The sequence below is a fragment of the Pseudomonas sp. TE3910 genome, assembly GCF_056279025.1.
The window spans coordinates 2,597,004-2,621,121 of record NZ_JBWBQN010000001.1 but is presented as its reverse complement, the minus strand read 5'-3'; the positions used below and the strand labels follow the sequence as shown (position 1 = coordinate 2,621,121).

The 24,118-nt window shown below is 59.4% G+C and carries 22 protein-coding genes, 4 tRNA genes, 1 rRNA gene and 1 pseudogene; 22 read left to right on the top strand and 6 right to left on the bottom strand.

What is annotated here, in order from left to right:
- The first annotated feature begins 49 nt into the window (after positions 1 to 49).
- From rrf to ACZ9H3_RS11925, 4 genes and pseudogenes are all read left to right on the top strand, one after another.
- Positions 50 to 165 (top strand): 5S ribosomal RNA (rrf, locus tag ACZ9H3_RS11940).
- 178 nt (positions 166 to 343) lie between these two features.
- On the top strand, positions 344 to 1,003 hold the full coding sequence (locus tag ACZ9H3_RS11935) for a paraquat-inducible protein A (protein WP_476220889.1): 660 nt from the start codon (positions 344 to 346) through the stop codon (positions 1,001 to 1,003).
- The gene (locus tag ACZ9H3_RS11930) at positions 990 to 1,613 is read left to right on the top strand and encodes a paraquat-inducible protein A (protein WP_330522975.1); all 624 of its coding nucleotides are present in this window, start codon (positions 990 to 992) and stop codon (positions 1,611 to 1,613) included. The genes ACZ9H3_RS11935 and ACZ9H3_RS11930 overlap by 14 nt, the downstream gene beginning before the upstream one ends.
- A pseudogene (locus ACZ9H3_RS11925) lies at positions 1,606 to 3,908 on the top strand (PqiB family protein). Before ACZ9H3_RS11930 ends, ACZ9H3_RS11925 begins: the two are co-directional and overlap by 8 nt.
- Positions 3,909 to 4,041: 133 nt before the next feature.
- Here ACZ9H3_RS11925 and rpsT read toward each other — a convergent pair.
- On the bottom strand, positions 4,042 to 4,314 hold the full coding sequence (gene rpsT / locus ACZ9H3_RS11920) for a 30S ribosomal protein S20 (RefSeq protein ID WP_065761566.1): 273 nt from the start codon (positions 4,312 to 4,314) through the stop codon (positions 4,042 to 4,044).
- Between the two features lie 251 nt (positions 4,315 to 4,565).
- Here rpsT and murJ point away from each other — a divergent pair, with 251 nt between their 5' ends.
- The 6 genes from murJ to ispH all read left to right on the top strand — a co-directional run bounded on the left by murJ (position 4,566) and on the right by ispH (position 11,901).
- The gene (gene murJ / locus ACZ9H3_RS11915) at positions 4,566 to 6,104 is read left to right on the top strand and encodes a murein biosynthesis integral membrane protein MurJ (protein WP_065761567.1); all 1,539 of its coding nucleotides are present in this window, start codon (positions 4,566 to 4,568) and stop codon (positions 6,102 to 6,104) included.
- Between the two features lie 118 nt (positions 6,105 to 6,222).
- A complete protein-coding gene (ribF, locus tag ACZ9H3_RS11910; RefSeq protein WP_099775789.1) occupies positions 6,223 to 7,173 on the top strand; it encodes a bifunctional riboflavin kinase/FAD synthetase in 951 nt (316 codons plus the stop codon).
- A complete protein-coding gene (gene ileS / locus ACZ9H3_RS11905) occupies positions 7,170 to 10,001 on the top strand; it encodes an isoleucine--tRNA ligase (RefSeq protein WP_476220886.1) in 2,832 nt (943 codons plus the stop codon). The genes ribF and ileS overlap by 4 nt, the downstream gene beginning before the upstream one ends.
- Complete coding sequence (lspA, locus tag ACZ9H3_RS11900; RefSeq protein ID WP_099775787.1) at positions 9,994 to 10,509, top strand: signal peptidase II; 516 nt, start codon at positions 9,994 to 9,996, stop codon at positions 10,507 to 10,509. The genes ileS and lspA overlap by 8 nt, the downstream gene beginning before the upstream one ends.
- Positions 10,502 to 10,939: an FKBP-type peptidyl-prolyl cis-trans isomerase gene (gene fkpB / locus ACZ9H3_RS11895; protein WP_065761571.1), complete on the top strand. Its 438-nt coding sequence runs from the start codon at positions 10,502 to 10,504 to the stop codon at positions 10,937 to 10,939. Before lspA ends, fkpB begins: the two co-directional genes overlap by 8 nt.
- A gap of 14 nt (positions 10,940 to 10,953) precedes the next feature.
- Positions 10,954 to 11,901 carry a 4-hydroxy-3-methylbut-2-enyl diphosphate reductase gene (ispH, locus tag ACZ9H3_RS11890; RefSeq protein ID WP_454240164.1) on the top strand — a complete coding sequence of 316 codons (948 nt, stop codon included), beginning with the start codon at positions 10,954 to 10,956 and terminating at the stop codon, positions 11,899 to 11,901.
- On the opposite strand, the gene ACZ9H3_RS11885 is transcribed toward ispH, so the two are convergent.
- On the bottom strand, positions 11,878 to 12,402 hold the full coding sequence (locus tag ACZ9H3_RS11885) for a GspH/FimT family pseudopilin (protein ID WP_454240163.1): 525 nt from the start codon (positions 12,400 to 12,402) through the stop codon (positions 11,878 to 11,880). The genes ispH and ACZ9H3_RS11885 overlap by 24 nt on opposite strands.
- Here ACZ9H3_RS11885 and pilV point away from each other — a divergent pair.
- The 5 genes from pilV (at position 12,334) to thiO (ending at position 15,628) form a co-directional block, all read left to right on the top strand.
- A complete protein-coding gene (gene pilV / locus ACZ9H3_RS11880) occupies positions 12,334 to 12,879 on the top strand; it encodes a type IV pilus modification protein PilV (RefSeq protein WP_476220882.1) in 546 nt (181 codons plus the stop codon). The two genes, ACZ9H3_RS11885 and pilV, sit on opposite strands and share 69 nt — an antisense overlap.
- Complete coding sequence (locus tag ACZ9H3_RS11875; RefSeq protein ID WP_476220880.1) at positions 12,876 to 13,532, top strand: PilW family protein; 657 nt, start codon at positions 12,876 to 12,878, stop codon at positions 13,530 to 13,532. The genes pilV and ACZ9H3_RS11875 overlap by 4 nt, the downstream gene beginning before the upstream one ends.
- Before the next feature lie 20 nt (positions 13,533 to 13,552).
- Complete coding sequence (locus ACZ9H3_RS11870) at positions 13,553 to 14,044, top strand: pilus assembly PilX family protein (RefSeq protein ID WP_476220878.1); 492 nt, start codon at positions 13,553 to 13,555, stop codon at positions 14,042 to 14,044.
- Positions 14,045 to 14,056: 12 nt separating this feature from the next.
- Positions 14,057 to 14,470: a type IV pilin protein gene (locus tag ACZ9H3_RS11865; protein ID WP_454240160.1), complete on the top strand. Its 414-nt coding sequence runs from the start codon at positions 14,057 to 14,059 to the stop codon at positions 14,468 to 14,470.
- 63 nt (positions 14,471 to 14,533) lie between these two features.
- The gene (gene thiO, locus ACZ9H3_RS11860) at positions 14,534 to 15,628 is read left to right on the top strand and encodes a glycine oxidase ThiO (protein WP_099775782.1); all 1,095 of its coding nucleotides are present in this window, start codon (positions 14,534 to 14,536) and stop codon (positions 15,626 to 15,628) included.
- A gap of 54 nt (positions 15,629 to 15,682) precedes the next feature.
- Here the strand turns inward: thiO and ACZ9H3_RS11855 are convergent, their stop codons facing one another.
- Together ACZ9H3_RS11855 and ACZ9H3_RS11850 are read right to left on the bottom strand one after the other, a co-directional pair.
- Complete coding sequence (locus ACZ9H3_RS11855) at positions 15,683 to 15,913, bottom strand: PP0621 family protein (RefSeq protein ID WP_065758832.1); 231 nt, start codon at positions 15,911 to 15,913, stop codon at positions 15,683 to 15,685.
- A 91-nt stretch (positions 15,914 to 16,004) separates the two neighbouring features.
- Positions 16,005 to 17,021, bottom strand: coding sequence for an outer membrane protein assembly factor BamD (locus ACZ9H3_RS11850; protein ID WP_476220874.1), 1,017 nt, complete (start codon positions 17,019 to 17,021; stop codon positions 16,005 to 16,007).
- Positions 17,022 to 17,171: 150 nt separating this feature from the next.
- Here ACZ9H3_RS11850 and rluD point away from each other — a divergent pair, with 150 nt between their 5' ends.
- The 7 genes from rluD to ACZ9H3_RS11815 all read left to right on the top strand — a co-directional run bounded on the left by rluD (position 17,172) and on the right by ACZ9H3_RS11815 (position 22,270).
- Positions 17,172 to 18,134: a 23S rRNA pseudouridine(1911/1915/1917) synthase RluD gene (rluD, locus tag ACZ9H3_RS11845; RefSeq protein WP_099776783.1), complete on the top strand. Its 963-nt coding sequence runs from the start codon at positions 17,172 to 17,174 to the stop codon at positions 18,132 to 18,134.
- The gene (gene pgeF / locus ACZ9H3_RS11840) at positions 18,131 to 18,871 is read left to right on the top strand and encodes a peptidoglycan editing factor PgeF (RefSeq protein WP_476220871.1); all 741 of its coding nucleotides are present in this window, start codon (positions 18,131 to 18,133) and stop codon (positions 18,869 to 18,871) included. Before rluD ends, pgeF begins: the two co-directional genes overlap by 4 nt.
- 125 nt (positions 18,872 to 18,996) lie before the next feature.
- The gene (gene clpB, locus ACZ9H3_RS11835; protein WP_065758829.1) at positions 18,997 to 21,561 is read left to right on the top strand and encodes an ATP-dependent chaperone ClpB; all 2,565 of its coding nucleotides are present in this window, start codon (positions 18,997 to 18,999) and stop codon (positions 21,559 to 21,561) included.
- Positions 21,562 to 21,857: 296 nt separating this feature from the next.
- Positions 21,858 to 21,933 (top strand) — tRNA-Asn (locus ACZ9H3_RS11830).
- 4 nt (positions 21,934 to 21,937) lie between these two features.
- Positions 21,938 to 22,014 (top strand) — tRNA-Pro (locus ACZ9H3_RS11825).
- Positions 22,015 to 22,020: 6 nt separating this feature from the next.
- Positions 22,021 to 22,096, top strand: a tRNA-Lys gene (locus ACZ9H3_RS11820).
- Positions 22,097 to 22,193: 97 nt separating this feature from the next.
- A tRNA-Pro gene (locus tag ACZ9H3_RS11815) sits at positions 22,194 to 22,270 on the top strand.
- A gap of 206 nt (positions 22,271 to 22,476) precedes the next feature.
- Here the strand turns inward: ACZ9H3_RS11815 and ACZ9H3_RS11810 are convergent.
- Both ACZ9H3_RS11810 and ACZ9H3_RS11805 read right to left on the bottom strand, forming a co-directional pair.
- Entirely contained in the window at positions 22,477 to 23,772 is a 1,296-nt protein-coding gene (locus ACZ9H3_RS11810) for an NAD(P)/FAD-dependent oxidoreductase (protein ID WP_065758828.1), read from the bottom strand.
- Between the two features lie 84 nt (positions 23,773 to 23,856).
- Positions 23,857 to 24,030 carry a DUF3094 family protein gene (locus tag ACZ9H3_RS11805; protein ID WP_065758827.1) on the bottom strand — a complete coding sequence of 58 codons (174 nt, stop codon included), beginning with the start codon at positions 24,028 to 24,030 and terminating at the stop codon, positions 23,857 to 23,859.
- Positions 24,031 to 24,118: the final 88 nt, after the last annotated feature.

Here is a 24,118-nt window from a genome sequence, read left to right as displayed (position 1 = left end):
CATACCCGATTTGCTGGAGCGTCGAAAGACGGTCTGGTACACAGAATTTCTTGACGACCATAGAGCATTGGAACCACCTGATCCCATCCCGAACTCAGCAGTGAAACGATGCATCGCCGATGGTAGTGTGGGGTTTCCCCATGTGAGAGTAGGTCATCGTCAAGATTAAATTCCGAAACCCCTATCTGCACATGCAGGTAGGGGTTTTGTCTTTTCGCCTCCAAAGCTTGTCGGTAACGCCGGTTTTGACGGTGGCCCTTTCCCGGTCGATCTTTCGTTGTGTTCCCACAATTTGAGTTGGAACACTAGAATAGAGGTCGACGTTTTTACTCAGAATTCATTCATGCCTGATCCTGCCAATTCCGATCCACTCGCAGACCTGCCACTGGACCAACTGGTAGCTTGTCATGAGTGCGACCTGCTGATGCACAAGCCGGTGCTCAAGCACAATGAGAAGGCGCAGTGTCCTCGCTGCGGCTACGAGCTCTATGCGCATCGACATAATGTAGTTGAGCGCAGTATGGCCTTGGTGCTTGCTGCGCTTCTCCTCTATGTGCCCGCAAATTTCCTTCCGATCATGCAGCTCCACCTGTTGGGGCAAACTTCTGACGACACAGTCTGGAGTGGTGTCCTCGGGTTGTATGACAGTGGCATGCGTGAAATCGCTATCGTGGTGTTTCTGTGCAGCATGGCAATCCCTTTGCTCAAGCTGTTATGTCAGCTCGCTGTACTGCTAAGCATCAGGTTGGATGTTGGGCGCAGCTATGGGCTGCTGCTGTACCGTATGTACCACCATATGCGCGACTGGGGCATGCTTGAGGTTTACTTCATGGGCGTACTGGTCGCCATCGTCAAGCTGGTCGATCTTGCCGAGTTGAGTCTGGGGCTTGGTCTTGTCTGTTTTGTGAGTTTATTGCTGGTTCAGGTATGGCTGGAAGTGGTGATGTCACCTCACCAGATTTGGGTGGCTTTGTCCGGGGAGGACCTTCATGCGGGCAATTGATGCAGGCATCCTGATTTGTATCGAATGCCACGAGTTGAATCGGCAGGAGCCTGATACCGATGAACAGGTCTGCACGCGTTGCGGTGCACTGGTGCATGCGCGGCGCCCGAACAGCCTGATACGAACCTGGGCGCTACTCATCACTGCTGCCATTCTTTACATCCCTGCCAACATCTTGCCGATCATGACAGTCAGTACATTGGGGCAGGGCAGTCCCGATACCATCATGTCTGGCGTCATCACGCTAATGAAGCACGGAATGTTTCCGATTGCCGCAGTGGTATTTGTCGCCAGTATTCTGGTGCCGACCTTCAAGCTGGTCGGCATTGCGCTGTTGTTGTACTCGGTGCAACGCCATCAGCCGCTTTCTGCTCGTCAGCGAATAGTGATGTACCGTTTCATCGAATTCATCGGACGCTGGTCGATGCTGGATATCTTCGTCATTGCCATTCTGGTGGCGGTGGTGAATTTCGGCCGCATCGCCAGTGTTGAAGCCAATCTGGGTGCTGTCGCTTTCGCTAGCGTGGTGATTCTGACAATGCTCGCTGCAGTAACTTTCGATCCCCGACTGATCTGGGACAACACGGAGTCGGATGACGACAATGAGTGATTTGCCTACGGCTAAAACCCGCCCTGCCTCGAACTGGTCTGCTATCTGGATATTGCCTCTGATCGCTTTGGTCATTGGTGGTTGGCTTGGTTGGCAGGCTTACCGTGAGTCGGGAGTCGACATCGAGGTTCGCTTCCAGAGTGGCGAGGGCATCGTCGTCAACAAGACTGAAGTGGTTTACAAGGGCATGCCAGTCGGCAAGGTGAAGAACCTGGTGCTTGATGCCAAGGGCAGTAACACCGGGGTGATTGCCACGATTGAGATGAACAAGGCTGCTGAGTCTCAGCTACGCACCAATACGCGTTTCTGGCTGGTGAAGCCGAGTGTAAGCCTGGCGGGTATTACCGGGCTGGAAACCTTGGTCTCAGGTAATTACATCGCTGTGAGCCCTGGTGACGGTGAGCAAACCCGGCGCTTCAAAGCGCTGGCCGAGGCACCACCGCTCTCTGACAACGAGCCGGGTTTGCACCTGACGCTCAAGGCCGATCGACTGGGTTCGCTCAATCGGGACAGTCCAGTGTTCTACAAGCAGATTCAGGTGGGCCGAGTGAAGAGCTACCGTCTTGCCGAAGACCAGGGGATCGTTGAGCTCAAGGTATTTATTGCACCGGCCTATGCAAACCTTGTTCGCAAGCACACGCGTTTCTGGAATGCCAGCGGCATCAGTATTGATGCCAATCTTTCCGGCGTGAAAGTTCGCAGTGAGTCGTTGGCCAGTATCGTGGCGGGTGGTATCGCCTTTGCCACGCCTGAGCACCGCAAAGACAGCCCGCCTACTGATACCAACCTGCCATTCCGTTTGTACGAGGACTTTGATGCTGCGCAGGCAGGCATCAAGGTCAAGGTCACGCTGAGTGACTTTGAAGGGCTGCAGGCCGGCAGAACGCCGGTGATGTACAAGGGTATCCAGGTCGGTTCGCTCAAAACGCTCAAGGTAGACCCTGATCTTTCCAGTGCTACGGCCGAGCTGACCCTGGACCCGTTGGCGGAAGACTACCTGGTTGCGGGAACCCAGTTCTGGGTGGTCAAGCCGTCGATCTCGCTGGCCGGTATCACCGGGCTGGAGGCTTTGGTCAAGGGGAACTACATTGCAATTCGCCCGGGCGATAAAGGCGCTTTGCCACAGCGGGAGTTTGAGGCGCGCGCCAAGGCACCACCGTTGGATCTGAAAGCGCCTGGTTTGCACCTGGTACTGTTTAGTGACAGCCTGGGTTCGCTGGAGGTCGGTAGCCCAATCCTCTACCGTCAGGTCAAGGTCGGTACCGTGCAGAGCTATCAGTTCTCAAAAACCCATAAGCGTCTGCTGATTGGTGTCCATATCGAAAAAGAGTACGCCAATCTGGTTAATGGCTCGACACGCTTCTGGAATGCCAGTGGTATTACCCTGAGTGGAGGTCTCTCTGGTATTCAGATCAAGAGTGAGTCCTTGCAGAGTCTGATGGCTGGCGGTATCGCTTTTGATACCCCGACACCGGATGTACCGCTAAAACGTCGTGTGTTCCACGGTTCAAACTGCACCTTGATCAAGAGGCGGCGAACCGTAGTGGTGTCACCGTGATGATCAAGGTGGAGCGCGCCGACGGGCTCAAGGCGGGTACGCCTATTCGCTTCAGGGGCCTGGACATTGGCAAGGTGGAAGATGTCAGGCTGAGTGATGATCTGGAGTCGGTCATGCTCAAGGCGCGTATTACCGAAGTGCCTGATCGTATTGCGCGGGTCGGAACGCAGTTCTGGGTAGTGAAGCCGGCACTGGGTATCGTCAAGACTGCCAATCTGGAGACGCTGGTTACTGGTCAGTATCTTGAGGTTTTGCCCGCGGTGAAGAATCAGGGGCCGCAACGCAACTTTGTCGCGCTGGCCGAGGCGCCTGACCGCACCGAGCGTGAAGCAGGGCTCGCGTTGGTATTGAGTGCTGCGCGCCGAGGTTCGATTAAGCCAGGCGTTCCTGTGACCTATCGTGAAATCACGGTAGGCAAGGTCACAGGGTACGAACTGGGTCAAACAGCAGATCGCGTGTTGATCCATATTCTGATCGAGCCGCGTTATGCCTCACTGGTGCGTGGTGGTAGCCGGTTCTGGAACAGCAGCGGCTTTGGCATGGACTTCGGGCTGTTCAAGGGCGCAACCGTGCGTACTGAGTCGCTGGAAACGCTGATTGAGGGTGGGATTGCGTTTGCGACCCCGGACGGGGAAAAGATGGGTAATCCGGCGCTGCCTAAGCAGACCTTCGCCTTGTTCGATAAGGCTGAGGATGAGTGGCTGCAGTGGGCGCCAAAGATTCAGATCGGTAAATAGGCCGTGTAAGTGCTGGAGCGGTGGGGGCTGGGTTCCGGCTCCTATGCCTTCAGTGTGAGGTAGGGCAGGGCAATGACAAAACGCAGGCAACAAAAAACCGACCCTAAGGTCGGTTTTTTTACAAGCAGGTCACTTAGGCAGCAGTTTTCAGCGCCTTGATGTGGCCATTCAGACGGCTCTTATGACGAGCTGCCTTGTTCTTGTGGATGATGCCCTTGTCGGCCATACGGTCGATTACAGGGACAGCCAGAACGTAAGCGGCTTGTGCTTTGTCAGCGTCTTTTGTGTCGATGGCCTTAACTACGTTTTTGATGTAGGTACGGACCATGGAACGCAGGCTGGCGTTGTGGCTGCGACGCTTCTCAGCCTGTTTTGCACGTTTTTTGGCGGAAGGTGAGTTGGCCACCGTCGAGCTCCTCGAAAGACTTTAAATAGCAAACAAAATAGGCCGCGAATCATGCCGATGAGTTAAGCAGTTGTCAAGGGTACATATGCCCTTCTGCTAAGCGGTCGATGTAACCACGGAGATGATTCCCTTCTGGCACATGACCTGTAAACTCGGTCGTTTTCACTCGGCATCGCGGATGCGGCGCGGATTATCGCATATCCGCGCGCTCAGATGCCCAACCCTTCGTCTACAGGCGTGAAAATCTCTCGATGAATTTGCTCAAATCCTTGGCCGCCGTCAGTTCCATCACCATGGTTTCACGGGTGCTGGGCTTCGTCCGCGACACCATACTGGCGCGCATCTTTGGTGCCGGCGTGGCCACCGATGCCTTCTTCATTGCCTTCAAACTGCCTAACCTGCTGCGGCGGATCTTCGCCGAAGGCGCGTTCTCTCAGGCTTTTGTACCTATTCTGGCCGAATACAAAAGCCAGCAGGGCGAAGAGGCGACACGCACGTTTGTCGCGTATATCGCAGGGCTTTTGACGTTGGTGCTGGCTGTGGTCACGGCGCTGGGGATCATCGCAGCGCCCTGGGTGATCTGGATAACGGCGCCGGGTTTTGTCGACAGCCCTGAAAAGTTCGAGCTCACCACCGACCTGTTGCGTGTCACGTTCCCTTATATACTGCTGATCTCGCTGTCTTCTCTGGCGGGCGCGATCCTTAACACCTGGAACCGTTTCTCGGTGCCGGCCTTCGTGCCGACGCTGCTTAACGTGGCAATGATCTTTTTTGCGTTGTTCCTCACACCTTACTTCAATCCGCCGGTCATGGCCCTGGGCTGGGCGGTGCTGGCAGGCGGGCTGTTGCAGTTGCTTTATCAACTGCCTCACCTGAAAAAGATCGGCATGCTCGTTCTGCCGCGCCTGAATCTGCGGGACAGCGGCGTGTGGCGTGTGTTGAAACAGATGCTGCCGGCGATCCTCGGGGTATCGGTCAGCCAGATTTCGCTGATCATCAATACGATCTTTGCCTCTTTTCTGGTGGCGGGCTCCGTGTCCTGGATGTACTACGCCGACCGCCTGATGGAACTGCCCTCTGGGGTGCTGGGTGTTGCCTTGGGCACGATCCTCTTGCCGACCCTGGCCAAGACCTACGCCAACAAGGACCGTCACGAATATTCGCGGATTCTCGACTGGGGCCTGCGGCTTTGCTTCCTGCTGGTGCTGCCGTGTACCTTCGCCCTGGCGATTCTGGCTGAGCCCTTGACCGTGTCGTTGTTCCAGTACGGCAAATTCAGTGCCTTCGATGCTGCAATGACCCAGCGCGCGTTGATCGCCTACTCGGTTGGCCTGCTCGGGATCATTCTGGTCAAAGTGCTGGCGCCTGGTTTTTATGCCCAACAGAACATTCGGACGCCGGTGAAAATCGCGATTTTCACCTTGGTGACGACCCAGTTGCTCAATCTGGCGTTTATTTCGCATCTGCAGCACGCCGGTCTGGCGTTGGCGATCAGTGTCGGCGCCTGTCTCAATGCCGGCCTGCTCTATTGGAAACTGCGCCAGCAAGACCTCTTCCAGCCACAGCCTGGCTGGACCGTGTTCCTGCTCAAATTGCTGGTGGCGGTCCTGTTGATGGCCGGTGTGCTGGTCGTGGGGATGAAGCTGATGCCTGCCTGGGAGCAAGGGCAGATGCTTGCCCGCTTCCTGCGCCTCGGGGTGTTGATTGGCGCTGGCATTGCCACCTATTTTGGTTGTTTGTTCCTGTTTGGTTTCCGCCCGCGGGACTTTGCGCGCAAGGCATTGCATTAATGGGCGACGTCGGTCAGACGTCGGTTTTTGGCGTTGACGATAAACGCAGCACGCTGCTGCCTGTCGTCAGCGCGCGGGTGTGGTTATAATCGGCCACTTTATGATCAAGAAGTGCGTTATGCAGCTGGTTCGAGGCCTTCACAACCTGCGCCCCCAGCACCGGGGCTGTGTCGCCACTATTGGCAACTTTGACGGTGTCCACCGTGGCCACCAGGCAATCCTGGCACGTCTGCGCGAGCGGGCGGCGGCGCTGGGTGTTCCTAGCTGTGTGGTGATATTCGAGCCACAGCCGCGCGAATACTTTGCGCCGGACACAGCGCCAGCCCGTCTAGCGCGGCTGCGTGACAAGGTTGCCTTGTTGGCGGCTGAAGGTATCGACCGGGTGCTTTGCCTGGCCTTCAACCAGCGCTTGAGCAAGCTCAGCGCCGCCGAGTTCGTCGAGACCATTCTGGTCGATGGCCTGGGTGTGCAGCATCTGGAGGTCGGTGACGATTTTCGCTTTGGCTGTGACCGGGCAGGCGATTTCTCGTTCCTGGAGCAAGCCGGGGCCACTTACGGATTTACCGTCGAAGCAGCCCAAACGGTTGAGCTCGACGGTTTCCGGGTTAGCAGTACCGAGGTACGCAACGCCTTGGCCGACGCCGACTTTGCCTTGGCCGAGCGGTTGCTGGGACGGCCTTACCGTATTACCGGGCGGGTGCTGCACGGCCAGAAGCTGGCGCGTCAGTTGGGCACCCCTACCGCAAATGTCCAGCTCAAGCGGCGTCGTGTGCCGTTGACGGGCGTTTATCTGGCCAGCGCCGAAATTGATGGCCAGCGTTGGCCGGGCGTCGCCAATATTGGCGTACGGCCCACTGTTTCAGGTGATGGCAGTGCCCACCTGGAAATACACCTTCTGGATTTTGCCGGCGACCTGTATGGCCGGCGTTTGACGGTGGTATTCCACCACAAGCTGCGCGACGAGCAGCGTTTCGCCTCCCTGGAGGCGCTTAAGTCGGCGATCGATGCGGATATCGCCGCCGCACGTGCCCATTGGCACGCTCAACCGCTAACGAAGAGCCTGAAATGACCGACTATAAAGCCACGCTTAACCTTCCGGACACCGCCTTCCCAATGAAGGCCGGCCTGCCACAGCGCGAACCGCAGATCCTGCAGCGCTGGGACAGCATTGGCCTGTACCAGAAGCTGCGTGAGATTGGCAAGGATCGTCCGAAGTTCGTACTGCACGACGGTCCACCCTATGCCAACGGCAAGATTCATATCGGTCATGCGCTGAACAAGATTCTCAAGGACATGATCGTCCGCTCCAAGACCCTGGCCGGCTATGACGCGCCGTATGTACCGGGTTGGGACTGCCACGGCCTGCCGATTGAGCACAAGGTCGAAGTGACCCATGGCAAGCACCTGACCGCAGACAAGACCCGCGAGCTGTGCCGCGCCTATGCTGCCGAGCAGATCGAAGGCCAGAAGACCGAGTTCATCCGCCTGGGTGTCCTGGGTGACTGGGACAATCCCTACAAGACCATGAACTTCGCCAACGAAGCCGGTGAAATCCGCGCGCTGGCGGAAATGGTCAAACACGGCTTCGTGTTCAAGGGCTTGAAGCCCGTGAACTGGTGTTTCGACTGTGGTTCGGCACTGGCCGAGGCGGAAGTCGAGTACGCCGACAAGAAATCGCAAACCATCGACGTGGCATTCCCGATCGTCGATGAGGCCAAGCTGGCTGCGGCCTTCGGCCTCGGTGCACTGGCCAAGCCTGCCTCGATCGTGATCTGGACCACCACGCCGTGGACCATCCCGGCCAACCAGGCGCTGAACGTTCATCCTGAATTCAACTACGCGCTGGTTGATGTCGGTGACAAACTGCTGGTACTGGCTGAGGAACTGGTTGAGTCCTGCCTGAGCCGCTACAAGCTGGAAGGCAGCGTCATCGCTACCGCGCCAGGCGCTGCGCTGGACCTGATCAACTTCCGTCACCCGTTCTACGACCGTTTGTCGCCGGTTTACCTGGCCGACTACGTTGAGCTGGGCGCCGGTACGGGTGTGGTTCACTCCGCGCCTGCCTACGGCGAGGACGACTTCGTCACCTGCAAGCGCTACGGCATGTCCAACGACGACATCCTCACGCCGGTGCAGAGCAACGGTGTGTATGTCGAGTCGCTGCCGTTCTTTGGCGGCCAGTTCATCTGGAAGGCCAACCCGGCGATCGTTGAAAAGCTGTCTGAAGTCGGTGCGCTGATGCATACCGAAACCATCAGCCACAGCTACATGCACTGCTGGCGTCACAAGACCCCGCTGATCTACCGCGCCACCGCGCAGTGGTTCGTGGGCATGGACAAGCAGCCAGATCAGGGCGACACCCTGCGTCAGCGCGCGATCAAGGCCATTGAAGACACCAAGTTCGTGCCGGCCTGGGGCCAGGCGCGCCTGCATTCGATGATCGCCAACCGCCCGGACTGGTGCATCTCGCGTCAGCGTAACTGGGGCGTCCCGATTCCGTTCTTCCTGCATAAACAGACCGGTGAGCTGCACCCGCGCACCGTTGAGCTGATGGAAGAAGTGGCCAAGCGCGTCGAGCAGGAAGGTATTGAAGCCTGGTTCAAGATGGATGCCGCCGAACTGATTGGTGAAGAGGCCGCCCAGTACGACAAGATCGCCGATACGCTCGACGTCTGGTTCGACTCAGGCACCACTCACTGGCACGTACTGCGTGGCTCGCATAACGTCGGTCACGAAAGCGGCCCGCGTGCAGACCTGTACCTGGAAGGTTCCGACCAGCACCGTGGCTGGTTCCACTCCTCGTTGCTGACCGGTTGCGCCATCGACAACCACGCACCATACCGCGAGCTGCTGACGCACGGTTTCACCGTCGACGAAAACGGTCGCAAGATGTCCAAGTCGCTGGGTAACACCATCGAGCCGCAGAAGGTCAATGACACCCTGGGTGCCGACATCATGCGTCTGTGGGTATCGGCCACGGACTACTCCGGCGAGATGGCGGTTTCTGATCAGATCCTGCAGCGCAGTGCTGACGCCTACCGTCGTATCCGTAACACCGCGCGCTTCCTGCTGTCGAACCTGTCCGGTTTCGACCCGGCGACCGATCTGCTGCCTGCTGAAGACATGCTGGCGCTGGACCGTTGGGCCGTGGACCGCACCCTGATACTGCAACGCGAGCTTGAAGAGCACTACGGCGAGTACCGTTTCTGGAACGTCTACTCCAAGGTTCACAACTTCTGCGTGCAGGAGCTGGGTGGTTTCTATCTGGACATCATCAAGGACCGTCAGTACACCACCGGCGCCAACAGTGTCGCACGGCGCTCCTGCCAGACCGCGCTGTACCACATCAGTGAGGCGCTGGTGCGCTGGATCGCGCCGATCCTGGCCTTCACCGCTGACGAGCTGTGGCAGTACCTGCCGGGCGAGCGTAACGAGTCGGTAATGCTCAACACCTGGTACCAGGGCCTGAGCGAGCTGCCAGAAGGCTTCGAGCTGGGCCGTGCCTATTGGGACCGGATCATGGCGGTCAAAGCGGCGGTCAACAAGGAGCTGGAGAACCAGCGTGCAGCCAAGGCCATTGGTGGCAACCTGCAAGCTGAAGTGACGCTGTTTGCCGATGAAGCCTTGTCCGCTGATCTGGGCAAGCTCAGCAACGAGCTGCGTTTTGTACTGATCACCTCGGCTGCCAGCGTTGCACCATTCGTGCAGGCACCGGCCGATGCCGTGGTCACCGAAGTGGCAGGCCTGAAACTCAAGGTGGTCAAGTCGGGTTACACCAAGTGTGGCCGTTGCTGGCACTTCCGTGAGGACGTGGGTGTGAACCCTGAGCATCCGGAAATCTGCGGCCGTTGTGTCGACAACATCAGCGGCACTGGTGAGGTGCGTCACTATGCCTAACCCTGCCGTGGGGCGCTTCGGGCGCCTCAGCTGGCTCTGGTTGAGCGTGCTGGTCCTGGTCCTTGACCAGGCCAGCAAGTTCTACTTTGAGGGCTTACTGAGCCTGTACCAGCAAATTGTGGTCATTCCGGACTACTTCAGCTGGACCCTGGCCTACAACACCGGCGCCGCATTCAGCTTCCTGGCAGACAGCTCGGGCTGGCAGCGCTGGCTGTTTGCCCTGATTGCCCTGGTCGTCAGTGCGGTACTGGTCGTCTGGCTCAAGCGTCTTGGGCGCAACGACACCTGGCTGGCCGTTGCCCTGGCGCTGGTGCTGGGTGGCGCGCTGGGCAACCTGTACGACCGTATCGTTCTGGGCCATGTGATCGATTTCATTCTGGTGCACTGGCAGAACCGTTGGTATTTCCCGGCCTTCAACCTGGCCGACAGCGCGATTACCGTTGGCGCGGTAATGTTGGCGCTGGACATGTTCAAAAGTAAAAAGTCCGGAGAACCCGTCCATGACTGACATCCGTATCGGCCAGAACACCGAAGTTACCCTGCACTTCGCGCTGCATCTGGAAAACGGCGACACTGTCGACAGCACATTCGACAAGGCGCCAGCGGTCTTCAAGGTCGGCGACGGCAACCTGTTGCCAGGTTTTGAGGCCGCTCTGTTCGGGTTCAAAGCCGGTGACAAGCGCACCGTGACCGTTGCGCCGGAAAGCGCGTTTGGCCAACCCAACCCGCAGAACGTTCAGGTCATGCCGCGCTCCTCGTTCAACGACATGGAGTTGTCCGAAGGCCTGCTGGTGATCTTCAACGACGCGGCCAATGCCGAGTTGCCTGGCGTTGTAAAAGCCTTTGACGATGCTCAGGTCACCATCGACTTCAACCATCCGCTGGCCGGCAAGACCTTGAGCTTCGAGGTGGAAATCCTCGGGGTCAAGGCGCTTTGAGCCAGGAGCACTCCATGCAAATCAAACTCGCCAACCCTCGTGGTTTCTGTGCCGGCGTGGATCGGGCGATTGAAATCGTCAACCGTGCCCTGGAAGTCTTCGGGCCGCCGATCTATGTGCGCCATGAAGTGGTGCACAACAAGTTTGTCGTTGAAGACCTGCGCGCACGCGGCGCGATTTTCGTCGAAGAGCTGGAGCAAGTGCCCGATGACGTCATCGTCATCTTCAGTGCCCACGGTGTTTCCCAGGCGGTACGCCAGGAAGCAGCGGGGCGCGGCCTGAAGGTTTTCGATGCCACCTGTCCATTGGTGACCAAGGTGCATATCGAAGTGGCGCGTTATAGCCGCGACGGCAGGGAGTGCATCTTGATTGGCCACGCCGGGCATCCGGAAGTCGAAGGCACCATGGGCCAGTATGACTCGGCCAATGGCGGTGCCATCTACCTGGTCGAGGATGAGGAAGATGTCGCGAACCTCCAGGTTATTAACCCGGAGCGCCTGGCATTCGTCACTCAGACCACCTTGTCGATGGATGACACCAGCCGCGTTATCGATGCACTGCGTACGCGTTTCCCAAGCATCGGTGGCCCGCGCAAGGATGACATCTGCTACGCCACCCAGAACCGCCAGGATGCCGTCAAGCAGCTTGCCGACGAGTGTGACGTCGTTTTGGTAGTCGGTAGCCCTAACAGCTCCAACTCCAATCGTCTGCGTGAGTTGGCTGAGCGCATGTCGACCCCGGCCTACCTGATCGATGGCGCCGAAGACCTGCAACGTAGCTGGTTCGACGGTGTTGAGCGAGTCGGTATCACGGCGGGTGCTTCTGCTCCTGAAGTGCTGGTGCGTGGTGTGATTCAGCAACTGCAGGCGTGGGGGGCGACGGGGGCTGAAGAGCTGGATGGGCGTGAAGAGAACATCACCTTCTCGATGCCCAAAGAGCTACGGGTGCGTTCGCTGACCTGACCCGGCAGCCGCACACAGCGGCTGCTCATGCAAAGCCTGCCTCAGGCTGACCCGACCCGAGCGGGACAGTACGACCTGATAATGGCTTCTGGCAGTGGCATCTTCACAGACGTGCAGTGTGCCCGCCAGAAAGGCTCCACTGCCCTGTAGCGGTGTGCCCAGGCCACTGAAACGCACCTGGTGTGCCAGTGGTTGGTTGCCAACAATCAAGACCCGGCCGCTGGCGCGATACTCGTGCAACAGCGTCCGGGTTTCTTGTTCCAGCACGGTGCGCCAGCCGTTGCGCCAATCCCCCTCAATAGCCTGTAGCACCACGATCTGGTTGCGCTGCAGCGCTTCGCTGCGGGCATGGTTCAGTGCCTGAGTCAGTTGCTGCGCGCTCGCCTGGCGCTGTAGGCGGGTGCTCATATCGCTGTAGGCCGGTATCCCCAAATGCAGCAGCAGGGTTATCAGCATCAGCGCGTACAGCAGTTGAATCAGTGTTACTCCCTGTTGCTGCATGCGGCATTCCTCCCTGGACGTGCTTCGCTTCAGGGTCAGATTCGGCGGGAAGTTTGTCCAGTCGGCCGAGTTGTCTGGAGCAGGTGGAAAAATCGCAGGAGGCGATATATGGCCAGGAGGTCGCAGGGCGGTATGACCCTGATTGAGGTAATGGTGGCGTTGGTGGTCGTCGGGCTGGGTTTGTTCGGTGCAGCCATGCTGCAGTTGCGGGCATTGCAGGCCACCGACAGCGCGCGGATGAGCACTCAGGGCGCCTTCGTTGCGCAAGGTGTACTTGAGCAGGTTCGTGCTCGCGGTGAGGTGAGTGACCTCGCACGCGCAGCGTTGCGCCATGAGGCTGAAGCGTTTGCCGGCGCATCGGCTCATGGGCAAGTGGCGCAGGCTGGCGCTGAGACGCTCGTGACGCTGACCTGGGATGATCGCCGCGCTGGCGGTGCTCCCCGTGTGCTGCAAATCGCCGGATGGGTTCTGCCATGAACGACCAGAAGGGCTTCAGCCTGGTCGAGTCGCTGATCGCATTGAGCCTGGGTTTGCTGCTGATGCTGGTCTGCAGCCGCTTGTTCTTGGGCGCGATTCAGGTTTGGCAGTCGCAGGCGCTGGCGGCGCATCTGCAGGACGATGCCCGTTTTGCACTGCTGCGTATGGCGCGGGATATCCGCATGGCCGGCATGACGGGGTGTTTGCGGCATGAGGCAATCACCTTTGCCGACGCCACGGTGGCCGATAGTTTTCGGCAACCACTGAGTGTTGACCGCGCCAATGACGGCAGCCTGCGCGCCCTGAGCCTGATTGCTGGCGAGTCTGGTGAGGCGGGTGGCCCACCCGACTGGACGCTGGTCACCGATTGCCTGATGAGCGCACACGTCTACCCAGGGGCTCGCAGCGCCGGGGCAGGGCAGATAGCACTGCCCATACGGCGACAGACCTACCGCCTGGAGGGGCGGCAACTGTTGCTGAGCAGTGGCGGTAGCAGTGCGGTGCTGATCAACAATGTGAGCGCGTTACGGTTGATGTTTGATCCCGCTGCGCCCCGCGAGCTGCACTTGAGCCTGACCTTGAGTGATCCGCATGGGCTGGGCGCCGCGCAGACCTACCAACTGACCGCTGCTCCGCGCAACAGGTTGTTTTAGCGATGTGCAGGCAACGAGGAATGGTGCTGTTGCTAAGCCTGCTACTAACGATGTTGCTGGGGTTGCTGGGGCTTTCATCGCTGCACAGCGCACTGTTGCAGGAGCGCATGTCGGGGAATCTGCTGATGTCTCTCCAGCTGCTTGAGCGGGCTGAGGCTACCTTGCGTCACGGCGAGGCGCAGGTGCGGGCCGGGCTTGAGCTGGTGCCGTGTCGTTACTGCCAGCCACCACCGGAAGCGGGGCGGGTGCAGGTGCCGGGTATCTATCACGGTGTGGGCAGGCGCTCCGGGATGGTTTGGTCTGCTTCGGGCTCGGGGCTGTTCATGATTCAACGGCTTGGGGTCAGTACCCGTGCAGCCCACATGCCTGACGAAAAGCCGGTCACGCTCTATCGCATCACGGCCGTCGCCCGCCAAGGTTCCGCCCGCACGGTACTGGAAAGCACCTTGGCCTTGCCGCTGGCGGCGGATGGGGCGTCGGCGCAACGCATTCTCTGGCGACAAATTCTTTAGAGAGGGTATCCGATGAATAGCTCATGCAAGGGGCTGACCCTGATCGAACTGTTGATTGTCATCGCCGTCGTCGGCATTCTGGCGAGCATTGCCTACCCCAGCTACAGCGAAAAGGTCAAAAAGGCCGCACGCACGGAAATCGCCGGGTTGTTGTTCGAGAGCGCATTGAGCCTTGAGCGGCACCGCTCACGTGCGGGTCAGTATGCCGATACCGACGCGGTGGTAACCCCTCTGCCCACTGGCACCGACTACTACAGCCTGCATGCCAGCCGTACTGCCGAAGACTTCGTGCTTTCTGCCCGGCGTCGGCCAGGTACGTTGATGGCGAGTGATCGCTGTGCGGACTTCGCGCTTGGCCATGACGGCATTCGCCGCAACCCAGGCGCAGCACCGGATCACAGCCTGGAGCACTGCTGGGGCAACTGAGGATTTTGCAGGTTCATGGCGCCGAGGCGGCGTCACGGTTCATTTCGGGTATTGGATCAACAGATGACTAAGCACGTAGTGATTGTCGGTGGCGGGGTGATTGGCCTGCTGACTGCGTTCAACCTGGCTGCAGAGGTCGAACAGGTGGTGCTCTGTGACAAGGGCGAGGTGGGCAAGGAGTCCTCCTGGGCGGGAGGCGGCATCGTATCGCCGCTCTATCCCTGGCGTTACAGCCCGGCCGTGACGGCCCTCGCGCACTGGTCGCAGGACTTTTATCCACAGTTGGGCGAGCGTCTGTTCGCCAGCACCGGGGTTGACCCTGAAGTGCACACCACGGGCCTTTACTGGCTAGACCTGGACGATGAAAGCGAAGCGTTGGCTTGGGCCGCGCGTGAAGGGCGCCCCTTGAGTGCCGTGGATATCGCCCAGGCGTATGCGGCAGTGCCGGTATTGGGCAGCGGTTTCAGCCGGGCTATCTACATGTCGGGCGTTGCCAATGTGCGTAACCCACGGCTGGTCAAGTCACTCAAGGCGGCGTTGCAGGCGATGCCTAATGTGGTCTTGAAAGAGCATTGCGAGATTACCGGGTTCTCCCGTGACGGCGAGACAATCACAGGGGTGGAAACCGCGACCGGGCCCATTGCGGCTGATCGCGTGGTGCTCACCGCCGGGGCCTGGAGTGGCGAGTTGTTGGCTTCCCTGGGGTTGAACCTGCCGGTAGAGCCGGTCAAGGGCCAGATGATCCTCTACAAGTGTGCCGCCGACTTCCTGCCAAGCATGGTGCTGGCCAAAGGGCGTTATGCGATTCCGCGTCGTGATGGGCATGTGCTGGTGGGCAGTACCCTGGAACATGCCGGTTTCGATAAAACCCCGACCGAAGATGCGCTGGAAAGCCTCAAGGCGTCGGCGGTGGAGCTGCTACCTGCGTTGGCGGATGCAACGCCAGTGGCCCATTGGGCAGGTTTGCGCCCGGGCTCCCCTGAGGGGGTTCCCTACATTGGTGAGGTGCCCGGTTGGCAAGGGCTGTGGCTGAACTGCGGGCACTACCGCAATGGCCTCGTACTGGCGCCAGCGTCCTGCCAATTGTTTGCCGACCTGTTGTTGGGGCGGGCCCCAATCATTGATCCGAGCCCGTATGCCCCGGCGGGTCGCATATAAAACAACAGCTGTTCGAGTAGCCCGCGACGCTGGAAAGGCCAGCGTCAGCGGCGCTTAGCGATCCGCTACCGGCCCTTTTTCCAGGTGCGCGGAGCTGCAGTACCACTCGTTGCCCCGGCGCAAGGCGCGATCGTTCGGCACGTGGACGCCACAGTGCGCACAGCGAACCATTTTCAGGGTGTTCTCAGGTGAGGCATCGCGAGGGGCGGCGTTGCCGGCCTTGAATTTGCGCCATAGCCAAAAAGCTGCAGCAATCAGGGCAATCCAGAAAAGTAAGCGAACCATGATGTCCAGCGTGTCAGTGATTAAGTCACCAGTTTAACGGCGGGCATAAAAAAAGGGAGGCCTTGGCCTCCCTTTATCTTTTCCGTGACGATCAGTCGAAAACACCGAAGGTCATGCGGCTGAACCACGAGCGATCGGTGCTGCTGTCTTCTGTCTCGTGGTTCTCTTCCTCGGCAGCCGCGCCTTCTTTGGGCAGCAATTCTTCCGGGATGGCTTCCTTGGCGTCTTCGTACTGGCGGATCACGTCCTGGTTGGCACGGGTTTCACCCGGCGGCAGCGGCGTATCGGTTTCGATCAGGCCCAGGGTTGCCTTGGACAGCCAGGAGCGGTTATCGGCTTCTTCCTGCTGTGGCACGAACTGGCCATCAACCAGGCTTGGGTGATCGGGGTAGTTGAGCTTGAGGGTGTCCAGGCTGCTGGCTGCCAGTTCGTCCAGGTGCAGGCGCTGGTAGGCCTCAACCATGACGGCCAGGCCATCGCCGACCGATGGGGTTTCCTGGAAGTTTTCCACGACGTAACGGCCGCGGTTGGCCGCTGCGACGTAGGCCTGACGGGTCAGGTAGTAGTCGGCCACGTGGATTTCGTAGGCCGCCAGCAGGTTGCGCAGGTAGATCATGCGCTGCTTGGCGTCTGGCGAATAACGGCTGTTCGGGAAGCGGTTGGTCAGCTGGGCGAACTCGTTGTACGAGTCGCGGGCAGCGCCCGGGTCACGCTTGGTCATGTCCAGCGGCAGGAACCGCGCCAGCAGGCCGCGGTCCTGGTCGAACGAGGTCAGGCCCTTGAGGTAGTAGGCGTAATCGACGTTCGGGTGCTGTGGATGCAAACGAATGAAACGCTCGGCAGCGGACTTGGCAGCCTCTGGCTCGGCGTTCTTGTAGTTCGCGTAGATCAGTTCGAGCTGCGCCTGGTCGGCGTAGCGGCCGAACGGGTAGCGCGACTCCAGCGCCTTGAGCTTGGCGGTGGCGCTGGTGTAGCTATGGTTGTCCAGGTCGCTCTGCGCCTGCTGATAAAGCTCGGCTTCGCTGAGGTTTTCGTCTACGACTTCCTTCGAAGAACAAGCAGCAGTGAGTCCTAGGATGGCGATCAGCAGCAGGTGTTTCACTTGCATGGCGGCTTGCGTCCCTTTGACGGCTGCTGTCTTGGGCGAGGCCGTCCTGTTATGATGAACACCCCGTTGCAATACCCGGGGCAAAAAGAAGCCGTATTTAACCACAAGCCTGCAGCCGAAACCAAAGGCTGTACCGCCGCCGATCCGAGCATGTCTGAGATTATTTCACTTCGCGCAGAGGTGCCGTCCGAATTGGGCGGTCAACGCCTCGACCAAGTCGCCGCCCAATTGTTTGCCGAGCATTCGCGCTCGCGCCTGTCCGCCTGGATCAAAGAGGGCCGCCTGACTGTCGATGGCAATGTCCTGCGCCCGCGCGATATCGTTCATGGCGGTTCGTTGCTGGCGCTGGACGCCGAGCAGGAAGCCCAAGGTGAGTGGGTGGCCCAGGATATCGAGCTGGACATCGTCTATGAAGACGACCAGCTTATGGTCATCAACAAGCCTGCCGGGCTGGTTGTGCACCCGGCTGCAGGGCATGCCGATGGCACCCTGCTCAATGCCTTGCTGCACCACGTACCTGACATCGTCAACGTACCGCGTGCCGGTATCGTCCACCGTCTGGACAAGGACACCACCGGTTTGATGGTGGTGGCCAAGACCATTCAGGCGCAGACCCAACTGGTTAGCCAGCTGCAAAGCCGTACCGTCAGCCGTATCTACGAATGCATCGTGGTGGGCGTGGTGACTGCCGGTGGCAAGATCAACGCACCGATTGGCCGTCATGGCACCCAGCGTCAGCGTATGGGCGTGATGGAAGGTGGCAAGCCTGCTATCAGCCACTACCGCGTGCTCGAGCGTTTCCGCTCGCATACCCATGTGCGGGTCAAGCTGGAAACCGGCCGTACCCACCAGATTCGGGTTCACATGGCGCACGTTAACTTCCCGCTGGTCGGTGATCCGGTCTATGGCGGACGTTTCCGTATTCCGCCGGCGGCCAGCCCGACGATGGTCGAGGCGATCAAGAACTTCCCTCGTCAAGCCCTGCATGCACGCTTCCTGGAGCTGGACCACCCGGTGACTGGTGAGCGCATGAGCTGGGAGTCGCCGTTGCCGGATGATTTCGTCTGGCTGCTGTCGCTGCTCAAGCAAGACCGCGAGGCGTTCGTCGGATGAGTCGGCTGGCGTGCGACCTGCTGACCCCGGACTGGCCTGCGCCAGCCTCGGTCAAGGCGTGCGTCACCACACGTGCTGGGGGCGTCAGCCAGGCGCCTTACGACAGCCTCAATCTGGGCGATCATGTGGGTGATGAGCCCGCAGCGGTCGCCGAAAACCGTCGGCGCCTTACCGCTGAGTACGCTATCCAGCCGGCCTGGCTCAAGCAGGTACATGGCGTTGTAGTGGCGCACGCCGACCCGCATGTCATCGCTGAAGCCGATGCCAGCTGGACCGAAACCACGGGCGTGGCCTGCACCGTGATGACGGCCGACTGTTTGCCAGCATTGTTCTGCGACCGTGCCGGTACCCGGGTCGCGGCCGCACATGCGGGCTGGCGCGGTTTGGCCAACGGCGTGCTCGAAGCCACGCTGGACAGCCTGCAGGTTGATCCGCACGATGTGCTGGTCTGGCTGGGGCCGGCCATTGGCCCAGCTGCCTTCGAGGTCGGGGCCGAGGTGCGTGAGGCGTTCATGGCCACGCATCCAGAAACGGCTCAGGCCTTTGTGCCTGGCGACAAGCCTGGCAAATACATGGCCGACATCTATGCGCTGGCGCGGCTGCGTCTGGCCGCTCGAGGTGTCACCGCGGTATACGGTGGCGGTTTTTGTACCGTCAGCGACCCTCGCTTCTTCTCCTACCGGCGTAATCCCGGTACTGGCCGCTTCGCTTCATTGGTCTGGCTCACGCCACGCTGATCTGCATCAAGCCCGCTACGCTTGAATCTTCCAGAATGATCCCAAACTACAGTGGTATCTCTGGCAGGTTTTTCTTCATCAGGTGTGTCCATCGCTCCGACCTGCCCTAACTAGGAAGGTAACTTATGCGTATTGACCGTTTGACCAGCAAGCTACAGCTGGCGTTATCCGATTCCCAATCTCTGGCGGTGGGCATGGACCACCCGGCCATTGAGCCTGCGCACCTGCTTCAGGCGCTGATCGACCAGCAGGGTGGCTCTATCAAGCCTTTGCTGATGCAGGTCGGCTTTGACGTCAACAGCCTGCGCAAGGCCATTGCCAAAGAGCTCGACCAACTGCCGAAGATCCAGAACCCTACGGGCGACGTGAACATGTCCCAGGACTTGGCGCGTCTGCTCAACCAGGCCGACCGCCTGGCTCAGCAGAAGGGTGATCAGTTCATCTCCAGTGAGCTGGTGTTGCTCGCGGCCATGGACGAGAACAGCAAGCTGGGCAAGCTCCTGCTCGGCCAGGGCGTCACCAAGAAGGCTCTGGAAAACGCCATCAGCAACCTGCGTGGCGGCGAAGCCGTGAATGACCCGAATGCCGAAGAGTCCCGTCAGGCCTTGGACAAGTACACCATTGACCTGACCAAGCGTGCCGAAGAGGGCAAGCTTGACCCGGTGATCGGTCGGGATGACGAGATCCGTCGTACCATCCAGGTACTCCAACGGCGTACCAAGAACAACCCGGTGCTCATTGGTGAGCCAGGTGTGGGTAAAACGGCCATTGCCGAAGGCCTGGCGCAGCGCATCATCAATGGCGAAGTGCCGGATGGCCTCAAGGGCAAGCGCCTGCTGTCGTTGGATATGGGCGCCTTGATTGCGGGCGCCAAGTTCCGCGGCGAGTTCGAAGAGCGCCTCAAGTCGCTGCTCAACGAGCTGTCCAAGCAGGAAGGCCAGATCATCCTGTTCATCGACGAACTGCACACCATGGTTGGCGCCGGCAAGGGCGAGGGCTCCATGGACGCCGGCAACATGCTCAAGCCCGCGCTGGCGCGTGGTGAGCTGCACTGCGTAGGTGCAACCACCCTCAACGAGTACCGTCAGTACATTGAGAAGGACGCGGCCCTGGAGCGGCGTTTCCAGAAAGTACTGGTGGATGAGCCGAGCGAAGAAGACACCATTGCCATTCTGCGGGGCCTCAAAGAGCGTTATGAGGTTCACCACAAGGTGGCGATCACTGACGGCGCCATCATCGCTGCGGCCAAGCTCAGCCACCGCTATATCACTGACCGGCAGTTGCCGGACAAGGCCATCGACCTGATCGATGAAGCCGCCAGCCGCATCCGTATGGAGATCGACTCCAAGCCCGAGGTGCTTGACCGCCTTGAGCGTCGCTTGATCCAGCTGAAGGTCGAGTCCCAGGCGTTGAGCAAGGAAAAGGACGAAGCCGCCCTCAAGCGCTTGGAGAAACTGCAAGAGGAAATTGAGCGCCTTGAGCGTGAGTATTCCGACCTGGAAGAAGTCTGGACCTCGGAAAAGGCCGAGGTACAAGGTTCAGCCCAGATCCAGCAGAAGATCGAGCAGTCCCGTCAGGAACTGGAAGCTGCGCGGCGTAAAGGTGACCTGAGCCGCATGGCTGAGTTGCAGTACGGCGTGATCCCGGATCTGGAGCGCAGCCTGCAGATGGTCGACCAGCACGGCAAGGCTGAGAACCAGTTGCTGCGCAACAAGGTCACCGAGGAGGAAATTGCCGAAGTCGTCTCGAAATGGACCGGCATCCCGGTTTCGAAAATGCTCGAAGGCGAGCGTGAGAAACTGCTGAAAATGGAAAGCCTGCTGCACGAACGCGTGATCGGCCAGGAAGAGGCCGTGGTGGCAGTGTCCAACGCCGTACGTCGTTCCCGTGCCGGCCTGTCCGACCCGAACCGGCCAAGTGGTTCGTTCCTGTTCCTGGGCCCAACCGGTGTCGGTAAGACCGAGTTGTGCAAGGCATTGGCCGAGTTCCTCTTCGATACTGAAGAGGCGATGGTGCGCATTGATATGTCCGAGTTCATGGAGAAGCACTCCGTCGCTCGTCTGATTGGTGCGCCACCGGGCTATGTTGGTTATGAAGAGGGCGGTTACCTCACCGAAGCGGTACGTCGCAAGCCTTACTCGGTCGTGTTGCTCGACGAGGTCGAGAAGGCGCATCCGGACGTGTTCAACGTGTTGCTGCAGGTGCTGGAAGATGGTCGCCTGACTGACAGCCATGGGCGTACCGTGGACTTTCGCAATACCGTGATCGTGATGACCTCCAACCTGGGCTCGGCACAGATCCAGGAGCTGGTGGGTGATCGTGAGGCCCAACGTGCGGCGGTGATGGATGCGGTCGGTTCACACTTCCGGCCAGAGTTCGTCAACCGTATCGACGAAGTGGTGGTGTTTGAGCCATTGGGGCGCGAGCAGATCGCCGGCATCACGCAGATCCAGCTTGGACGCCTGCGCAGCCGCCTGGCCGAACGCGAACTGAGCCTGGAGCTCAGCCCGGAAGCGCTGGACAAGCTGATTGCCGTTGGTTACGACCCGGTGTATGGCGCACGGCCACTGAAACGCGCCATTCAGCGCTGGATCGAAAACCCGCTGGCGCAGCTGATTCTGTCGGGGCACTTCCTGCCTGGCAGCGCGATCACCGCGAAAGTGGAGGGCGAGGAAATTACCTTCGCCTGAGTTTTCTGAGGGTTACGCTAAGGCCTCGATTTTCGAGGCCTTTTTTTTTCTTTGCAATTTTTCTCCAGTGCTTGTAAAGTGCGCCCCGCTGTAAGTCACCCCGCAGATTCTTGGTTGGTTTGAAGAATCTGAGAAAACTGAAAAAAAGTTGCAAATCAGTAATTTGGGGGTTGACAGAGGTTTTGGAAATTGTAAAATAGCGCGCCTCAGAGACATGAACGTAGCGATACGGAGACGTCAAAGAGTTCGAAGCGGTAGAGATACAGTTTTCGAAATTGCAGTAGCTGAAATGTAGTTCCGCGATAGCTCAGTCGGTAGAGCAAATGACTGTTAATCATTGGGTCCCTGGTTCGAGTCCAGGTCGCGGAGCCAATTTCGGGGTGTAGCGCAGTCCGGTAGCGCGCCTGCTTTGGGAGCAGGATGTCAGGAGTTCGAATCCCCTCACCCCGACCATTTTCAGGGTCGTTAGCTCAGTTGGTAGAGCAGTTGGCTTTTAACCAATTGGTCGTAGGTTCGAATCCTACACGACCCACCATTTTCGAGTCTGACCCGTCAGGCTCGAATCTTAAAAGGCATGACACCGTATGTGTCATGTAACGAAAAGAAGGTGCTGAAAGGCATCATCTTTTTACCGGGGTGTAGCGCAGTCCGGTAGCGCGCCTGCTTTGGGAGCAGGATGTCAGGAGTTCGAATCCCCTCACCCCGACCATACATGTAAAGAAGGCGCCCCTAAAAAGGCGCCTTTTTTCGTTTCTGTGTCCTTTCCCCGTGTGAGCTTTCTACAGCTCCTGCCGTTTGTTCCGCTATCAAAAGCGTTGAGCCTGAAAAACTGCCTCAATCTACGGGCGCTATGTGCCATGCAGCGCAGAGCACCTGTCGGGTGGCCACCTAAGCGACTACCCGACAGATGAAGCATCAGTGCAGCTTCAAGCGTGGTTCAGTGCCGCGACCGATGCGGCTGCCGAGCATCAGCATCAAGGTACGGAAGGTGCCGTAGAGCGCCATCTGGTGCATGCGGTACAACGAGACGTAGAACATCCGCGCCAACCAGCCTTCAAGCATGACGCTGCCCGTCAGGTTACCCATCAGGTTACCCACTGCCGAGAAGCTGGACAGCGACACCAGCGAGCCGTAATCACGGTAGGCATAGGTCGGCAAGGGCTTGCCTTCCAGGCGAGCCTTGAGCCCCTTGGCCAGCAGCGAGGCCTGCTGGTGAGCCGCCTGTGCCCGTGGCGGTACATTGCGGTCGCTGCCAGGTTGTGGGCAGGCGGCGCAATCGCCAAAGGCAAAGATGTCGTCATCCAGAGTGGTCTGCAGGGTAGGGCGTACCAGCAACTGGTTGATGCGGTTGGTTTCCAAGCCGTCGATATCCTTGAGGAACGCCGGTGCCCGAATACCCGCTGCCCAGACCTTGAGGCTGGCTTCGATGACCTCGCCAGTGCTGGTCTTGAGCGATTCGGCGGTCACTTCACTGACTGCCGCGTTGGTCATGACCGTCACCCCGAGTTTCTCCAGCGTCTTGTGCACTGGCACGCTGATACGCTCCGGCAGGGCCGGCAGTACACGTGGGCCCGCCTCGATCAGGGTGATGTGCATGTCCTGCGGCTTGATCCGGTCCAGACCATAGGCCGCCAGCTCGTGCGCCGCGTGGTGCAGCTCGGCTGCCAATTCCACCCCGGTAGCCCCCGCGCCAACAATCGCCACGCTGATCTTCTGGTTGGCGCTGTCGCCTGCGTGGGCGCGCAGATAATGGTTGAGCAACTGCTGATGGAAGCGCTCGGCTTGTTTGCGGGTGTCGAGGAACAGGCAGTTTTGCGCCGCGCCCAAGGTGCCGAAGTCGTTGGTATTGCTGCCGACGGCAATTACCAGGGTGTCGTAACCCAGGGTGCGCGCCGGCAGCAGCTCACGACCGTCCTCGTCCAGGGTGGCGGCCAGTTGAATCTGCTTGTCGGTACGGTCCAGCCCACTCATGCGCCCGAGCTGAAACTGGAAATGATTCCACTTGGCTTGCGCCACGTAGTTCAGTTCGTCCTCGGACGTGTTGAGCGACCCGGCCGCCACCTCGTGCAACAGCGGTTTCCAGATGTGCGTCAGGTTAGCGTCGACCAGGGTAATTTGGGCTATGCCACGCTTGCCCAGGGTTTTACCCAGGCGGGTCGCCAGTTCCAGGCCGCCAGCGCCGCCGCCGACAATCACGATACGGTGAGTCATGGAGATATCTCATAAGGTTTACGGAATTCGGGGCCTGAGTGATCAGCCGCAGGCGGCGTGCGGCGTGGGCGAGCGCAAGGCAGCTCATAGCACCAGTTGACTCAGGAGGCGGCTGACCAGGCCCAAACCGATCGTCACGGCCAGCACCAGCACAAGGAGCAGCCAAGGCCGGAAAGGCTTGCGCTCGACTTGATGCTGCGGGGCTCGCAGGTAGTGATCGACACGTTGTTGATCTTCGGGGGTCAGACGGCTTGTCATGGGGGCCTCGCCAGATAGACGTTTGTGACTGTGGGAACGCTATAGCGTTCACTCTAGTCGTTTGCCAAAGGTCCGTCCGGCGGTAATG

Bases quoted from the DNA above. Each gene is read 5' to 3' on its own strand.
- ACZ9H3_RS11935 (WP_476220889.1), top strand. From the start codon at position 344: ATGCCTGATCCTGCCAATTCCGATCCACTCGCAGACCTGCCACTGGAC.
- ACZ9H3_RS11930 (WP_330522975.1), top strand. From the start codon at position 990: ATGCGGGCAATTGATGCAGGCATCCTGATTTGTATCGAATGCCACGAG.
- murJ (WP_065761567.1), top strand. From the start codon at position 4,566: ATGAATTTGCTCAAATCCTTGGCCGCCGTCAGTTCCATCACCATGGTT.
- ribF (WP_099775789.1), top strand. From the start codon at position 6,223: ATGCAGCTGGTTCGAGGCCTTCACAACCTGCGCCCCCAGCACCGGGGC.
- ileS (WP_476220886.1), top strand. From the start codon at position 7,170: ATGACCGACTATAAAGCCACGCTTAACCTTCCGGACACCGCCTTCCCA.
- lspA (WP_099775787.1), top strand. From the start codon at position 9,994: ATGCCTAACCCTGCCGTGGGGCGCTTCGGGCGCCTCAGCTGGCTCTGG.
- fkpB (WP_065761571.1), top strand. From the start codon at position 10,502: ATGACTGACATCCGTATCGGCCAGAACACCGAAGTTACCCTGCACTTC.
- ispH (WP_454240164.1), top strand. From the start codon at position 10,954: ATGCAAATCAAACTCGCCAACCCTCGTGGTTTCTGTGCCGGCGTGGAT.
- pilV (WP_476220882.1), top strand. From the start codon at position 12,334: ATGCAGCAGCAGGGTTATCAGCATCAGCGCGTACAGCAGTTGAATCAG.
- ACZ9H3_RS11885 (WP_454240163.1), bottom strand. From the start codon at position 12,402: ATGCAGCAACAGGGAGTAACACTGATTCAACTGCTGTACGCGCTGATG.
- ACZ9H3_RS11875 (WP_476220880.1), top strand. From the start codon at position 12,876: ATGAACGACCAGAAGGGCTTCAGCCTGGTCGAGTCGCTGATCGCATTG.
- ACZ9H3_RS11870 (WP_476220878.1), top strand. From the start codon at position 13,553: ATGGTGCTGTTGCTAAGCCTGCTACTAACGATGTTGCTGGGGTTGCTG.
- ACZ9H3_RS11865 (WP_454240160.1), top strand. From the start codon at position 14,057: ATGAATAGCTCATGCAAGGGGCTGACCCTGATCGAACTGTTGATTGTC.
- thiO (WP_099775782.1), top strand. From the start codon at position 14,534: ATGACTAAGCACGTAGTGATTGTCGGTGGCGGGGTGATTGGCCTGCTG.
- ACZ9H3_RS11855 (WP_065758832.1), bottom strand. From the start codon at position 15,913: ATGGTTCGCTTACTTTTCTGGATTGCCCTGATTGCTGCAGCTTTTTGG.
- ACZ9H3_RS11850 (WP_476220874.1), bottom strand. From the start codon at position 17,021: ATGCAAGTGAAACACCTGCTGCTGATCGCCATCCTAGGACTCACTGCT.
- rluD (WP_099776783.1), top strand. From the start codon at position 17,172: ATGTCTGAGATTATTTCACTTCGCGCAGAGGTGCCGTCCGAATTGGGC.
- pgeF (WP_476220871.1), top strand. From the start codon at position 18,131: ATGAGTCGGCTGGCGTGCGACCTGCTGACCCCGGACTGGCCTGCGCCA.
- clpB (WP_065758829.1), top strand. From the start codon at position 18,997: ATGCGTATTGACCGTTTGACCAGCAAGCTACAGCTGGCGTTATCCGAT.
- ACZ9H3_RS11810 (WP_065758828.1), bottom strand. From the start codon at position 23,772: ATGACTCACCGTATCGTGATTGTCGGCGGCGGCGCTGGCGGCCTGGAA.
- ACZ9H3_RS11805 (WP_065758827.1), bottom strand. From the start codon at position 24,030: ATGACAAGCCGTCTGACCCCCGAAGATCAACAACGTGTCGATCACTAC.